Genomic DNA, 14,285 nt, shown 5'->3' with positions numbered 1-14,285 from the left:
AATTTTTTAAAGAATGGTCTGTCCTCCGCTTCTTAAACGCAAAAAAAAGAGAATCCTTCAAAGGATTCCCTGCCAATTATTACTAACTTTCCTTTTCTTCTATGACTTTTCCACTAAATAATCAAATATATGCTTACCAATTCTACTGATTTTCTGCTTTCCTACAAATACATCATCTAGCTGATCCATTAAGACCGCTGCATAGGCTGTTTTCCCATTATTCGTTACCACAGCACAATCATGTTCAATGTGAGGAAGACTGCCTGTTTTATTTGCCACTTTAACCTTATCGAGTTCCATCATGCCTGGAAGTCTATCTTGAAATTGCTGATAACTTAGTATTCTTAATGCCGCCTCACGGCTTTGCTTTGCTAAAAAGTCGCCTTCCTTGACTATCCTCAAACATGTCATCATATCCAAAGGGCTTGTGTAGTTATCAAGTCCTTGCTCAATCTCCTCAAAATCCATCATTTTCCTATTAAGGGCGGTATGCTGCAATCCCATTTTTTCAAAGGATCGATGAATGGTTTCCATTCCCAATTTATCTATGAGCAGGTTGGTAGCTGTATTATCCGAGACCGTAATCATTAACGTCATGAGATCTTTAATTGTCAAGAGCGCATCACGGGAAAATGCCTGCAATACGCCTGACCCACCTGCATGATTTGTAATGGAAACCAATTCATTCTCGTTTAGTTTTCCCATCTCACTCTGCCGGAATGCCTCTATAAAAATTGGTAACTTAATCAAACTTGCGGATTGGAATACTTCTTCACTATTTACATAAATACTCTCGCCCTCAATTTCGACAGCCAGACCGATTCTGCCGTTCGAGCTGCGGATTTCTTCTTCGATTTTTGCCTTTAATTGTTCCATTAGTTACCTCGTGACAGCAACCTGAGAATAATCATGATCACCGGCTTTGTTTTTATCATAAAGATGACAGGCAATATAATGGCTATCCTCAACTTCCTGCCACACTGGTTTCTCCTTGGCACAAACATCCATGGCCATTGGGCACCGGGTTCTAAATACACATCCGCTTGGAGGATTAATCGGGCTTGGCAGTTCCCCTTTTAATATGATCCGTTCACGTTTGTCCTCAATATCAGGGTCAGGAATTGGGATGGCCGAGAGCAATGCCTGAGTATAAGGATGCAGCGGCTTCTTATATAGCTCACTGCTTGTCGTTAATTCCACTAATTGCCCTAAGTACATGACACCAATACGGTCACTGATTTGCTTTACCATCGAGAGGTCATGGGCAATAAATAGATAGGTTAATCCCTTTTCCTTTTGGAGTTTGATCAGCAAATTAACAACCTGTGCCTGAACGGATACATCCAAAGCAGAAATCGGCTCATCAGCAATGATAAAATCAGGGTCAAGGGATAAGGCCCTAGCGATTCCAATCCGTTGGCGCTGACCGCCGCTAAATTCATGTGGATACCGATTGGCATGTTCTCGATTTAAACCAACATCTTCTAATAATTGATAGACACGATTTAACCTTTCTTGTTTATTTGGATACAAGCCATGAACTTCCATCGGCTCAGATATGATTTCACTCACCGTTGACCTTGGATTTAACGAAGCATATGGGTCTTGGAAAATCATTTGCATTTGCCGATGAAAGCCAAATCGTTCTTTTGATGTGAACTTGTGGATATTTTTCCCTTTAAAAACAACCTCACCTTCCGTTACATCATAAAGCCCGATAATCGTTCTGCCAGCCGTAGACTTCCCGCATCCGGACTCACCAACAATTCCGAATGTCTCCCCTTTGTTAATATGAAAGGTTACACCATCAACCGCTTTTAAAACTTGATCTTTTCCTAAGTGAAAATGTTTTTTTAAATTGTTTACTTGTAATAACTTTTCCATAGTTATGCCTCCGTCTTAACCCAGTAGCGTCTTGCTGCACATAGTTCCCGCTCGTATATCGTTCCTTCTAATGCTATAATTTCTACCGTTTTTCCTGTCTTTGGGGAATGAAGCAATTTTCCTTCTCCATAATAAATGCCAACATGGTGGATTCTTCCCTTTCCTTCTTCATAGGCAAAAAATAATAAATCACCTGGTTCGATATCTGTTAATTCAACTTTTTCTCCTGCTGCTGCTTGGTCACTGGCATCACGGGGGATTACATACCCATTTGCCTTGCACATCGTGTAACTGAATCCTGAGCAATCATAGCCAAAACTGCTCATTCCCCCCCACAAATAAGGCAGACCAAGAAACTGCTCGCCTGCGGATACAATCGCCTGTCCATTTCCCCTTGCAGGTGATTCGGAGACAACGACATTCTCTGTATCTAGCACAGCAGTCCCATCTGGGGTTTTGACGTACACTTTGCCATTCTGTTCATTTATGAAAGGCAGTGTCGTTAGATAGGAGAGTTCTATACTAAAAGGATCATTCTCTTTAAACAACTTTGCCTCTTGGCTGGTAACAACAGCGACCGGGCCATCTGTTAAATTCCAGTCATCAGCAGCCTCCACTAATTGGGCTTTAGGAACCCAGCCTGGATAGCCGAGGTCTTCCTTTTTGGTGGATTGGCTAGGAATAATCACATGTGCCCAATCACCATCTTCCTCTAAAACTATAACTTCTTCACCATATAAAACTTGAGTTTGAACAAGGTTTTCGATACATAATTCAAGCCTAGTTTCATATGTCAATCCCTCTAACCACGATTCAATCCTTCCAAAGTTGGATACTGCATCTTTATCGATTTCCCGTGGTGAATCAAAGGACGTCCATACGGTTGCGACCGGAACATTTACAATCCATTTAGCCAATTAAGACACCTCCCTCAATGTCAATGCACTTAATTCCAAGTCCCGGAGACTCCGGCATTGTTATTAATCTATTTTTATATTGGACTCCGCCTTCCACGATTTCCTTTGCAAGCATCAACGGTGCATCAAAATCAAAACGGTTAATATTTTGCTTACTTGCGGCAAAGTGAGCTGCCGCGGTGATTCCAAGACGGGTTTCAATCATACTGCCGACCATACACTCGACACCGCATGTTTCAGCAAGTTGGTTGATGATTTGGGCCTGATAGATTCCGCCAGCCTTCATCAGCTTAATATTTATTAAGTCAGCACTTCTTGTTTTTAATACTTGGAAGGCCTGCTTCGGGGTAAACACACTTTCATCGGCCATAATGAGTGTGTCGACAGCATCCGTTACTTGCTTCAAACCTTCAATATCATCTGCTTTAACCGGCTGTTCAACAAGCTCAATCCGCAAATCATTGTCTTCCATTTTGCGAATGGCCCGGATAGCATCCTTCGCTGTCCATCCCTGATTCGCATCCAAACGGATCTTAATATCTTTTCCTACCCGCCTTCTAATCTCCAGGATCCGTTCTATATCGGCAGCGATATCGTCCTTCCCCACCTTTACCTTCAGGACATTGAAGCCTTTTTGAATATAGGAAACCGCATCCTCACCCATTTCCTCTGGTCCGTTCACGCTAACGGTGAAATCTGTTTCCATTTCCTTTTTATGACCGCCGAGAAATTGATAAAGCGGCAGTTTGCAATATTGGGATAGACAATCATAAATTGCCATATCTACAGCAGCCTTCGGACTCGGATTTCCAACCAAAAGTGTCTTAAGCCCCTGAAAAATCACCTCATACTGAAGCAAGTTTTTCTTCTGTAAAAATGGCTTGATTACATGATGGATTGCCGATTCAATACTCAAGATGCTATCACCCGTAATAACAATGGTAGGCGGCGCTTCACCCCAGCCAACGATCCCATTATCGCAGGTTATTTTCACAAAAATGGATTCAGCTGTCGTCACTGTTCGAAGGGCCGTTTTAAATGGTTTAATTAACGGAACAGCAACTCGGAATGTTTCAATTTGCTCAATAATCATGGGTTATCCATCCTTTACAAGATGCCGCTATCGACAATTAGTTTTTTTTCATACGTATTCATGGATGCCTGTACACCCAAGGGAATTGCGATATGCGGGTTGCAATGCCCCATCATGAATCCCTTCATCGTCGGCCTTTCTGCGAGCTGAACATAATGGGCAATGACTTCTTCTAACGATAAGGTAAGATTCCTTTGTGGTGTACAATCACAAAAATCTCCTAAAAGTATGCCGCTTGCATCCTTAAGTTTGCCAGCCATATAAAGCTGATTAAGCATTCGGTCAACGGACCGGGGTTCTTCATTCACATCCTCAATAAGCAGCAGCTTATCCTTCGTATCAATTTCGTAGTCTGTACCAAGAGTACTGACTAGAAGCGACAAATTCCCACCAACGATTTCTCCTCTTGCCTCACCATCTACTAAAACTTCTAATGGAGAAATCTGTTCCGTATAGACGAAAGAGGAAGGCTCAAATAATTGCATAAAACCTTTTTTAGACATTTGGTGTGTATCCTCTTTCCCTATATCTGAAGCAAGCATCGGCCCATGAAAGGTCACCTGCTCCGCTTGTTGCCGAATTGCCGTATGTAAAAAAGTAATATCGCTATAACCCCAAAATATTTTTGGATTCCTTTTAATTAATTCATAGTCAATTTGCTCGGCAATTCTTCCTGTTCCAAAACCGCCGCATGCGCAAATAATAGCTTTAACATCTGAGTCAGCGAACATTTCATGGAAATCTTCTAGTCTTTCTTGATCAGAACCGGCTAAATAACCATTAATACGGGAGACATGTTTTCCAACCTTGACTTTCAGTCCTAAATCCTCCAAAAAAGTGATTCCACGTACTAGATTTTCTTGATTCGGCGGGCTTGCTGGAGCAATAACTCCAACTGCATCTCCCTTTTTTAGCCGATTTGGCTTTACAGCATTCATTAAAAAACCCCTTTTCGACACTATCTATAAATCTATGTTTCTAGGGTAAAAGGGATGTTCAATCGAACATCCCTTTTTATTAAAACTACCTTTGGCGATTTATTTCTTATCTGCCCATTTGAATTCTAAATATCCAACTGGGTGGCGAACGACGCCGGTAACATCCTTATTTTGTAAATAAACTTGGTTATAGAAGTGAATTGGAACGATTGGTGCTGCATCAAATAATACTTTTTCAGCCTGATACATCATCTCAAAACGTTTCTTTTCATCTTTTTCATTTTTTGCGTCTTTAATTAATTTATCAAACTCTGCATTGCTCCAGCCTGTACGGTTCATTGGAGAGCCGGTAATAAAGTTTTCCAGGAAGTTGATAGGGTCTGCATAGTCAGCAAGGAATGAGCTGCGTGACAACTGGAACTTTAATGCTTTTTGGTCTGTCGCAAAAACGCTGCTTTCCATATTGGCAAGCTTCACGTCAACACCCAGGTTTTCTTTAAACATTTGCTGCAGGGCTTCTGCGATTTTCTTGTGCTCATCACTTGTGCTATACGTAAGAGTGACTTCCGGAAGTTTTGTGTAATGCTCTTCTTCCATACCTTTTTTCAACAATTCTTTTGCCTTGGCAACATCAGTTTTAATGAGGTCACCGCTTTTCTTACGGAAGTCCTCACCAGCTGCATCTTTAAATCCATAGGAAACAAAACCGTAAGCAGGTTTTTCTTTATTTTTGGTAACTAAGTCCACCATTTGCTCCTGGTTAACCGCGAGTGCGAATGCCTTACGAATGTTCTCGTTTTGGAATGGTTCTTTTGTTAAATTAAAGCGATAGAAATACTCACCCGCTTGGTCTTCAACCTTTACGTCGCCATCTTTAAATAACTTATCAGCTAATTCAGAAGGAACATCGGATGAATCTAGTTCACCAGTCGTGTACATTTGATATTCCGTATTTTCATCATCCACCATAGCCCAATGAATTTTATCCAGTTTAACATTTTTTGCATCCCAATATTTATCATTCTTTGTCATTGTGAAATCAGAATCGTGGTTCCACTCAGTTAGGTTGAAAGGACCATTTCCTACAAATGAACTTGCTTCCGCAAACCATTTTGGATTGGCTGTTGCTACTTTTTCATTGATTGGGAAGAACGCAGGATTCGCAATCACGCTTAAGAAATATGCCTGCGGGCTTGTTAGTGTTACTTCAAACGTCTTATTGTCGACCGCTTTTACTTTCACACCATCGGCTGTGCCTTTTCCAGTGTTGAAGGCTTCGCCGCCTTCGATGAAATAGCCTAAGAATGCAGCGGAAGATCCTGTTTTTGGATCTAACAGGCGTTTCCAAGCATATACGAAATCACCAGCAGTCAGATCGTCACCATTTGACCATTTTGCATCCTCACGAATATGGAAGGTATAAACTTTCCCATCCTCTGAGACATCCCAGTTTTTTGCTGTGGCAGCTTTTGGCTGATGGGATTGATCTAAACGAGTTAACCCTTCCATAAGGTTGTTCAAGGCATTCCAAGATACGGCATCAAAGCCAATTGGCGGGTCAAAGGAAGTTGGTTCTTGACCATTGTTCCAATTAACCACTTTTTCTACTTTTTCCTTCGTCTTTCCTTTGCCATCATCTTTTGTCGGCTCACTTCCAGCATCTTTGTTGGCTGTACAAGCTGCTAAAGCAAAAACTAGCAAACAAGTTACCAACATTGTCATAAACTTTTTCATGACTTTCCCCCTCAGTATTTTTATAGTTAAACAAATGTTAAAACCATTTTTTTAGCCCGTTCGTCCTGGAGCCAGCAATCTACTTGATGATGGCTGCTCAGCTGGGTTTTAAACGGGTAGGCTTTATCACAGACTTCCATCGCATAGGGACAGCGTGCCGAAAAGGCACATCCAACAGGTGGGGAAAATAAGTCAGGCGGTGTTCCTGGTATTGGAACGAGTTCTCCCTTTTCCATGTCCAGCCGTGGTACAGATTGAAGTAATCCCACTGTATATGGATGCTGTGATTGGTAAAAGATTTCCCGCCTTGTCCCTATTTCCACGATTTTTCCTGCATACATCACTGCGACTCGGTCCGCCACCTGTGCAACTACCCCCAAATCGTGGGTAATCAGAATAATCGATACCCCTGTTTTCTTTTGGATATCCCGAAATAACTCCAAGATTTGAGCTTGTATTGTCACATCCAGCGCGGTGGTTGGTTCATCGGCAATTAATACATCAGGCTGGCAAACAAGCGCCATGGCAATGACAATTCGCTGCCGCATTCCGCCGCTAAACTGATGTGGATATTGTTTTAACCGCTGCTCCGGACTTGGAATTCCCACGAGAGTCAGCATCTCGATGGCTGCTTTCTTCGCCTCGTCCCGTGATATCTTTTCATGTTGGATAATTCCTTCCATAATTTGCTCACCAATCGTAAGCGTTGGATTTAAAGCGGTCATTGGATCTTGAAAAATCATCGAAATATTAGAACCACGAAGTTTCCGCAACTCTGGCTCTTTTAACTTAATTAAATCCGTGCCTTTGAAAAGGACTTCTCCGCCCGTTATTCTGCCGGGAGGACTAGGAATGAGCCTCATGATACTTTGAGAAGAGACGCTTTTCCCACAGCCCGATTCACCAACAATGGCTAACGTTTCACCTTTATGCAGGTCAAAACTGACACCTCGGACAGCCTTTACTTCGCCGCCATAGGTTGAAAAGGATACTTGTAGATCCTTAACCTGAAGAATTTTCTCCATGATGTTACCTCCTCAACTTTGGATCAAGGGCATCCTGTAATCCATCACCTAAAACATTAAACGCAAACATCGTTAATGAAATGAACAAGGTTGGAAAGAACAAACGCCACCAGTAGCCTGAGAGAATAGTAGATAAACCGTCATTCGCCATTACTCCCCAGCTTGCATGCGGTGCTTGGATGCCGAGGCCGATGAAGCTTAAAAATGCTTCTGCAAAAATAGCAGACGGAATTGTTAGTGTCATTTGAACAATGATCGGACCCATCGTATTCGGCAGCAAATTTTTCCGGATAATACGTGCTGTTTTCGTGCCAAACGTTTTCGATGCTAAAACAAATTCATAGTTTTTTATTTGCAGGACCTGTCCGCGGACAATTCTCGCCATCCCGACCCAGCCGGTTATCGATAATGCAAGAATAATAGTTGTCAATCCCGGTCCAATTACGACCATGACTAAAATAACAACGAGTAAATACGGAAGTCCATAGAGGATTTCCACAAATCGCATCATTAAGTTATCGATTCGGCCGCCTTTATACCCGGAAAAACCGCCATAGACAACTCCAATAACAAAGTCAATCAGGGCCGCCATCAACCCAACAAATAATGAGATTCGCGCACCATAACAGGTTCTGGTAAAGACATCGCGACCTAAATCATCGGTACCAAACCAATATTTACTAGATGGAGGTAAATTCTGCAGTGTTAACGATTGTTTTTCCACCGAATGGGGTGAAATGATTGGTCCGAAAATAGCCAATAAGGTTAGAAAGGCCAAGAATACCAAACCTGCCATCGCCAGCTTATTTTTTACCAGCCTGAGCCAGGAATCCTTCCAGTACGACAAGCTCGGTCTTATGACAGCTTCTGCTTCTGTTTGACTTCGTGCTTTTAGCACAAACCATTCATCAGGAACATCTGGCGAAATATTTCTGTTTTCCTGTTTCCGCAGCTCCATTACTTCGCCTCCTTTTTATGGAGTTTAATTCGTGGATCTAATACCCCATAGGCGAGATCGACGATTAACAGCATAAGAATTAAAATGGCACTATAAAAGACAGTGGTTCCCATAATTACTGGATAATCACGTGTATTGATACTGTCAACAAAGTATTTTCCCATCCCGGGAATCGCGAATATTTTTTCGATCACAAACGTACCGGTTAAGATACTGGCAGCTAATGAACCTAAAACCGTCACAACTGGTAATAGAGCATTTCTTAAGGCATGTTTAAAAACAATTTTCACTGGGGATAGGCCTTTTGCTTTCGCCGTTTTAATGTAATCTTGGGTTAATACTTCGAGCATACTTGTGCGCGTTAGGCGGGCGATAATCGCCATTGGTCCTGTTGCCAGTGCCAAAATCGGCAATACCATATGTTTCGGGCTAGTCCATGTAGCGACTGGGAATATCGGAAATCTTACAGCCAACTCCTCAATCAAAAATGTAGCCATGACAAAGTTCGGGATTGAAATTCCCAGGACCGCAATGCTCATTGCCACATAGTCGATGATGCCGTTATGGCGAAGGGCAGCTAATACACCAAGTAATATGCCTGAAAAAATTGCGACTAAAAGTGTATAAAATCCAAGCTCAAATGATACTGGAAATCCTCTCCCCAGCATGTCGTTAACAGTCTGGGATGATTTTTTTATGGAAGGTCCGAGGTCTAATTTGACAAGTGCTGTTAGGTAATTTCCATATTGGACTAAGAGAGGCTGATCTAGATGATAATAGGCTTCGAGGTTCTTTTGTACGGCTTCATTGGTTGTTCTTTCCTCATTAAATGGTGATCCTGGTACTGAATGCATTAAGAAAAAGGTTGCTGTAATGATAAGCCATAACGTAATAAGCATCGCGGCAATACGTTTAATGAAATATGTATTCATGCTTGTCCACTTCCTAACAGAATGTTGTTCTCATCGCCAATTCCGTCATTACCAGCATTGCTTGGTATGCTTCTAATATGTCTTTCGCTTGGAAACGTACAATCGTCGTTTCTGGGATGATTTCTGTGCCTGGCATTAAATTTGCCCATTCCGCTTCCCCATAATTGGTAAATTCAATCGCTAGTAGCGGCCTATCCGATGGTGTAAGCGGTTTCACTTTACCTCTATCGTTAAGTGCGATCGCTGTTTTTTCGCGAAGCAGCTGCCCTGCTTTTGCCGGCGTTAACGATTTGACAGCAGACCTTGAAATAGATTCCTTTACAACTGCCGTTGTCACACCCGGAATCAGTTGCTCTGCCTCAAAGGCTGCACGGTCATCACCTGCTACCATTAGAAGAGGAACATCGTAATATCCTGCGACATAGGCATTGAATCCTAATTCGCCTACTGCTACATCATTGATGTACATATTGCGGACCCCAAAGATCATGGAATGGGACATGACCCCTTTTAAGGCTGCACGGGCATGGTAGCCAACAAAGGCCGCCCCCGTAAAGGTTTTATCTAACCCTTGGACCATTGAAAATGGTTTCACATCGCCAGTTATCAGTTGTGTCTCAGGGTGGAGCCTCTCAATTAATAGATTATTCATTTTTGAATGGCTGTCATTTACGACTACTTCCTCACATCCTGAATCAAAAGCAGCTGTAATGACATGGTTTGCTTCATCCGTCATAATAATCCGGCTGCGCTCATAGTTATGCTTGCCAGAATCAACTTGAGTATGGTCAACCATGCCAGTGATTCCTTCCATATCCACGGAAACATATAATTTCACAGAAATACCCCTTTCTATTAAAATATTATTTTAATACTATTATAATTTAAATTTACTAAATATTACAAACATATTAAAAATATGGTATTAAAGTACTATTTTTCGCTTGGAATTGATCGAAGATTGATTTTACGAAAACAGACAAATAAAAAGACGTCTATCAGGTTTGACGTCTTCATTTTCCTTATTTATGGCATCAATCTCCTATTTTAAGGGAAGATGGATCCCGGCGTTTATTTTATTTATACTTTTAAGCGGTTGTACTTTTACATGGATGTCTGTTTTATCCAAGATGGGGAATTTTCCGCTTTTTTGATACCTTATCCAGTCATCGTGCATAAATCGATACATATAGTCCTCGAATTGATAGATATCTCCTCCGATTTTATGGCTATTTACATAGGCTTCATATACATGATCTCTAATTTTCTCTTTAATCTGCCTTTTAATTCTTGGAGCAAGAATCATATGGTTGGATTCTCTGACTATAGCAGAAATCTTTATATCCAATCCAACCTGTACCTCATTTTGGTCTTTATTCATGATTCTTCTGAACTTTGGATTTAATAATTCTAGTGTAACATGTTCCAGTTTCCCATTTTTCTTTTCACTAATAGTTACAGGCGATCGTACCGCTTTATTGTTCACGCGGATAAAACCCTCAAGTTCCTTATTTGTTAAAAAACCCTTCATTTTTTTATCTTTCATGAGATACACACCAGAAAAAGTAGTCACAGGTAATTTCTCCAGATTCTGTTTTATACTTTCGTCATTAACCGTGATGCTTGGCAGCAGGATCGTTTTTGTTTTTTCATTAAATTGATAAATCAGGTCTTGCAGGGAAATGGCAGGAACCGTCGATTCTTGCTGCTGCATGTATTCAGGCTGATTGATCCGGGCATTAGAGAAAGCATAATTAAAAGGAACCTGCGAAGTAAAAATTTCTTCTATTGGCTTTTCGGTACCATAGACCATTCCCGTTTGGCGAATATTGAAATTGGTATCTAATGCCTTTATGGATTTTCCCAGTCTATGTTCCAATAAAGATTTTCCAAAAACAAATAAACTTATCTGGTCATAATTTACTGGAATCTGAATAGCATGGTAGATTTCAATAATTGCATCTTCGATCGTTTTGCCTTTTCCAACTCCTAACCAGATTGGACTGGGCTTATCACTTTTACCTTGCTCGGTTTTAGCAACGTTCGAGAAGTCTAAGAACTGCATAACAACGTGATATACATCATCTTTATAATCTATTCCTATCCCCACTGCATAGGCCTGGAATTGGATTTCATTAATCTTAGAACAACCTGTGAGAAGCAACATGGCTAAGGTAATGATTAAAAATTTCTTCATCTATTCACCTGTTCTTGTACCATCTTTAATATGTAAAGAGGCATTTCGTTTTTTCATAAAGGAAAATGGGATTCTGAAAAAAGTGAACATGATATCTTTTCCTTCTGACGAAGAGATTTCCCCTAATACTGGAACCCCAAAAGACTTCAACCTTATTAAATAGAGCAAAACGAACATAAAACTTATGAAAAACCCATAAATCCCCATACTGTAACTAAAGATCAAAACAAATAATCTAATGAAAAAGACATTACCTGATATTGACTGATTAACAAGTGTAAAGCTGGAAATAGCTGTCACACCGATGACAACGAGCATGGTTGGAGAAGTAATCCCACCCCTAATAGCCGCGTCACCAATAATCAAGCCGCCAAGAACGGCAACGGTTTGTCCGATTCCCTTCGGAAGACGGGCTCCGCCTTCTTTAAATAACTCAAACATGACAAGCATGAGCAGGACTTCGATCAATGGTGAAAACGGCAGGCCTAGTCTGGAATTCGTGATGGTGGCAATAAGTGGAAGTGGTAATTGCCCTACATTATGTGTAATCAACGCCGTATAAAAGCCCGACAGAAAAGTTGTAGTAAAAAGCCCTATAATGCGCAAGGTTCGTTCCACTGACGCAAAATAAAAACTGGTATTATCATCTTCAGGTGTTTTAAACAGGAATGAAAGATTCGAGGGTGCAATTAATACAGTTGGAGCACCATCAACAACAATGGCAAACCTCCCTTGATTGATTGATTCTGCGACGAAATCAGCCCTGCCTGAATAGTCTATTGTTGGAATGAGGGTAAATTTATTTTCCATTAAATATTCTATCAACATCGAAGTGCTTGTTAATATATCGACGTTTAAAGCAGCAAGCCGGCCTTTTATATCACTCAATATATGTTCATTAATGATATCTTTAATATAAAGAAGTGAAACCCTTGTATTGGTTCTTTTACCAATCGTATAATCTTCAATAACCAATGAGGAAGTACGCAGCCTTTTACGAATTAAACCAAGATTGGTCGTAATATCCTCAACAAACCCATCCTTTGGCCCTCGAATCGAAACTTCGGCAACAGATTCATCCGGCTGTCTGCTGGGAAATTTACTAATATTATAAAAATAAATCTTTTCTCCTGAAGGAATAACCATTAGTTTCCCCGAGAAAATGGCCTCCTCGATTTTTTCAAAAGTAGTTTCCTCTCTTTCCAGAATCTCCATCTGGAGAGATTGATAAATGGAGTTGGAATGTTCACTGGAAGGCAAAATGACAGATTGAACCAAACTTGCATCCGTTAAGGGTATACAATAAACAAAGATGGTTGGATCGGCATGATTTTGATCGGCTTTAATTTCTATATCAGATGAATGATTAAAAAGCTTTTGCAGATTTTCAATAGAAAAATAATGTTCATTCATGATTTAACCCCTCCTCCTAACCATTTCTGTTTATTCTTCACAATATAGATCCATATCATTGAAATTTGTATGACTAATAAGAAGAAAGATAAAGGCCGGATATATCCATAGACAATAGTCGAAAAAGGGCTTTGGTCAAATGGATAAATACAAGCCGTAAAAAGGATGGCGTAAATAATTCTTACCACTTTTGCATTCTCTATTCCTTTTGTAAGTATTTGGCTTGTGATGAAGAGAAAAAGACTAATTCTGATAACTCCTCCTGAAAGCCATTGAAAAATCGCAAAAAAATCAGCATGGGAAAAATATCTTCCAATCGAAATTAAACGCCATTCTTCATAAGCAGGGTACCGATACTGAGAGGCCATTTCTGGTCCAAACTCGACAATCGCTCCAATCGTAGGTCCCAACATTAAACCTATAATGATCACGCCAACCATGAATAGTTGCTTTCTAGTAACCGCTTTTTGTAAAACAGGTGTTAAGAAAATAATGATAAATAACTCTAAAATAGGTAAGGAAGTATACAAGATACCCTTTGAGATGGGTAAAAATCCATCCGTGAACAATGGAAATAACAGTTCATAATGTTTTTTCTTCAAGTTTGCAAAGGAAATAAAAAAACCTAAAAAAAGAACGATTGGACAAAGAATACTGCTTAACAGTCCAATGGAAAACAATCCAGATTCAGTACAAAATAAACAGAAAATAAGCAGAACAACTGCAAGCGTAAAACTGTTAAACCCTTGCATATAGCTCAATTGCGACCAATAAATCATTTCTTTTGCCGTAACAAAAGCATCGATTAACATATATAAAGTTATTGGAAAAAGGAGAATGTAATAACTGAATCCACTCCCGCCATCCTTTAAGAGCTGGATGATGGACCTTTTGTTTAAGAACGAGACAATCTTGTATATTAGGTAAATCACTAAAGGAAGAACGAAAAACGTTAAAAGGATACTGACCCAAGAATCTCTTTTGGCTGTCGATAACAAAAAGGGAATAATTTCAACGTGTGCAAAAAGCCCTACAGAAAGTAACAGCATGTAGACAATCGAAATATATCTTAACTTATTCTGCATTTTCACATTTCCTTTTTTTCCATATTATTCTTTTTAATTGTTTAAACTATTCGTGTTCATTAACATTCCCCTTGAGCACGCAAAAAAACCTTTGTTCAGCCCTATTAAA

At 40.3% G+C, this 14,285-nt stretch carries 13 protein-coding genes; all 13 read right to left on the bottom strand.

Annotation, left to right across the window (positions count from 1 at the left end; genetic code table 11):
• Nucleotides 1–99: 99 nt before the first annotated feature.
• A complete protein-coding gene (locus ACIFOT_RS29360; RefSeq protein ID WP_430071610.1) occupies nt 100–876 on the bottom strand; it encodes a serine hydrolase in 777 nt (258 codons plus the stop codon).
• A gap of 3 nt (nt 877–879) precedes the next feature.
• A complete protein-coding gene (locus ACIFOT_RS29355; protein ID WP_430071607.1) occupies nt 880–1,884 on the bottom strand; it encodes an ABC transporter ATP-binding protein in 1,005 nt (334 codons plus the stop codon).
• Between the two features lie 2 nt (nt 1,885–1,886).
• A complete protein-coding gene (locus ACIFOT_RS29350; protein ID WP_430071604.1) occupies nt 1,887–2,801 on the bottom strand; it encodes an NlpC/P60 family protein in 915 nt (304 codons plus the stop codon).
• Nucleotides 2,794–3,894, bottom strand: coding sequence for a mandelate racemase/muconate lactonizing enzyme family protein (locus ACIFOT_RS29345; protein WP_430071601.1), 1,101 nt, complete (start codon nt 3,892–3,894; stop codon nt 2,794–2,796). Before ACIFOT_RS29345 ends, ACIFOT_RS29350 begins: the two co-directional genes overlap by 8 nt.
• 14 nt (nt 3,895–3,908) lie before the next feature.
• Nucleotides 3,909–4,832 carry a S66 peptidase family protein gene (locus tag ACIFOT_RS29340; protein ID WP_430071599.1) on the bottom strand — a complete coding sequence of 308 codons (924 nt, stop codon included), beginning with the start codon at nt 4,830–4,832 and terminating at the stop codon, nt 3,909–3,911.
• A gap of 99 nt (nt 4,833–4,931) precedes the next feature.
• Nucleotides 4,932–6,566: a peptide ABC transporter substrate-binding protein gene (locus ACIFOT_RS29335; protein WP_430071596.1), complete on the bottom strand. Its 1,635-nt coding sequence runs from the start codon at nt 6,564–6,566 to the stop codon at nt 4,932–4,934.
• Between the two features lie 26 nt (nt 6,567–6,592).
• Nucleotides 6,593–7,591 carry an ABC transporter ATP-binding protein gene (locus ACIFOT_RS29330; protein WP_430071593.1) on the bottom strand — a complete coding sequence of 333 codons (999 nt, stop codon included), beginning with the start codon at nt 7,589–7,591 and terminating at the stop codon, nt 6,593–6,595.
• Nucleotides 7,592–7,595: 4 nt separating this feature from the next.
• A complete protein-coding gene (locus tag ACIFOT_RS29325; protein WP_430071590.1) occupies nt 7,596–8,549 on the bottom strand; it encodes an ABC transporter permease in 954 nt (317 codons plus the stop codon).
• Nucleotides 8,549–9,481 carry an ABC transporter permease gene (locus tag ACIFOT_RS29320; RefSeq protein WP_430071587.1) on the bottom strand — a complete coding sequence of 311 codons (933 nt, stop codon included), beginning with the start codon at nt 9,479–9,481 and terminating at the stop codon, nt 8,549–8,551. The genes ACIFOT_RS29325 and ACIFOT_RS29320 overlap by 1 nt, the downstream gene beginning before the upstream one ends.
• A gap of 13 nt (nt 9,482–9,494) precedes the next feature.
• Nucleotides 9,495–10,319, bottom strand: coding sequence for a M55 family metallopeptidase (locus ACIFOT_RS29315; protein WP_430071584.1), 825 nt, complete (start codon nt 10,317–10,319; stop codon nt 9,495–9,497).
• A 204-nt stretch (nt 10,320–10,523) separates the two neighbouring features.
• On the bottom strand, nt 10,524–11,678 hold the full coding sequence (locus ACIFOT_RS29310) for a Ger(x)C family spore germination protein (protein WP_430071581.1): 1,155 nt from the start codon (nt 11,676–11,678) through the stop codon (nt 10,524–10,526).
• The gene (locus tag ACIFOT_RS29305; RefSeq protein WP_430071578.1) at nt 11,679–13,091 is read right to left on the bottom strand and encodes a spore germination protein; all 1,413 of its coding nucleotides are present in this window, start codon (nt 13,089–13,091) and stop codon (nt 11,679–11,681) included.
• Nucleotides 13,088–14,176, bottom strand: a complete 1,089-nt coding sequence (locus tag ACIFOT_RS29300) for an endospore germination permease (protein ID WP_430071575.1) — start codon at nt 14,174–14,176, stop codon at nt 13,088–13,090. The genes ACIFOT_RS29305 and ACIFOT_RS29300 overlap by 4 nt, the downstream gene beginning before the upstream one ends.
• Between the last annotated feature and the right edge of the window lie 109 nt (nt 14,177–14,285).

The organism is Neobacillus sp. NRS-1170, assembly GCF_050468025.1.
Note: the sequence above shows the minus strand (reverse complement) of the source record. Positions and strands in the feature narration are given on the sequence as shown.

Excerpts from the sequence above, each read along its gene's own strand:
- ACIFOT_RS29360 (WP_430071610.1), bottom strand. The coding sequence starts at position 876 with ATGGAACAATTAAAGGCAAAAATCGAAGAAGAAATCCGCAGCTCGAAC.
- ACIFOT_RS29320 (WP_430071587.1), bottom strand. The coding sequence starts at position 9,481 with ATGAATACATATTTCATTAAACGTATTGCCGCGATGCTTATTACGTTA.
- ACIFOT_RS29330 (WP_430071593.1), bottom strand. The coding sequence starts at position 7,591 with ATGGAGAAAATTCTTCAGGTTAAGGATCTACAAGTATCCTTTTCAACC.
- ACIFOT_RS29345 (WP_430071601.1), bottom strand. The coding sequence starts at position 3,894 with ATGATTATTGAGCAAATTGAAACATTCCGAGTTGCTGTTCCGTTAATT.
- ACIFOT_RS29325 (WP_430071590.1), bottom strand. The coding sequence starts at position 8,549 with ATGGAGCTGCGGAAACAGGAAAACAGAAATATTTCGCCAGATGTTCCT.
- ACIFOT_RS29305 (WP_430071578.1), bottom strand. The coding sequence starts at position 13,091 with ATGAATGAACATTATTTTTCTATTGAAAATCTGCAAAAGCTTTTTAAT.
- ACIFOT_RS29335 (WP_430071596.1), bottom strand. The coding sequence starts at position 6,566 with ATGAAAAAGTTTATGACAATGTTGGTAACTTGTTTGCTAGTTTTTGCT.
- ACIFOT_RS29340 (WP_430071599.1), bottom strand. The coding sequence starts at position 4,832 with ATGAATGCTGTAAAGCCAAATCGGCTAAAAAAGGGAGATGCAGTTGGA.
- ACIFOT_RS29355 (WP_430071607.1), bottom strand. The coding sequence starts at position 1,884 with ATGGAAAAGTTATTACAAGTAAACAATTTAAAAAAACATTTTCACTTA.
- ACIFOT_RS29310 (WP_430071581.1), bottom strand. The coding sequence starts at position 11,678 with ATGAAGAAATTTTTAATCATTACCTTAGCCATGTTGCTTCTCACAGGT.
- ACIFOT_RS29300 (WP_430071575.1), bottom strand. The coding sequence starts at position 14,176 with ATGCAGAATAAGTTAAGATATATTTCGATTGTCTACATGCTGTTACTT.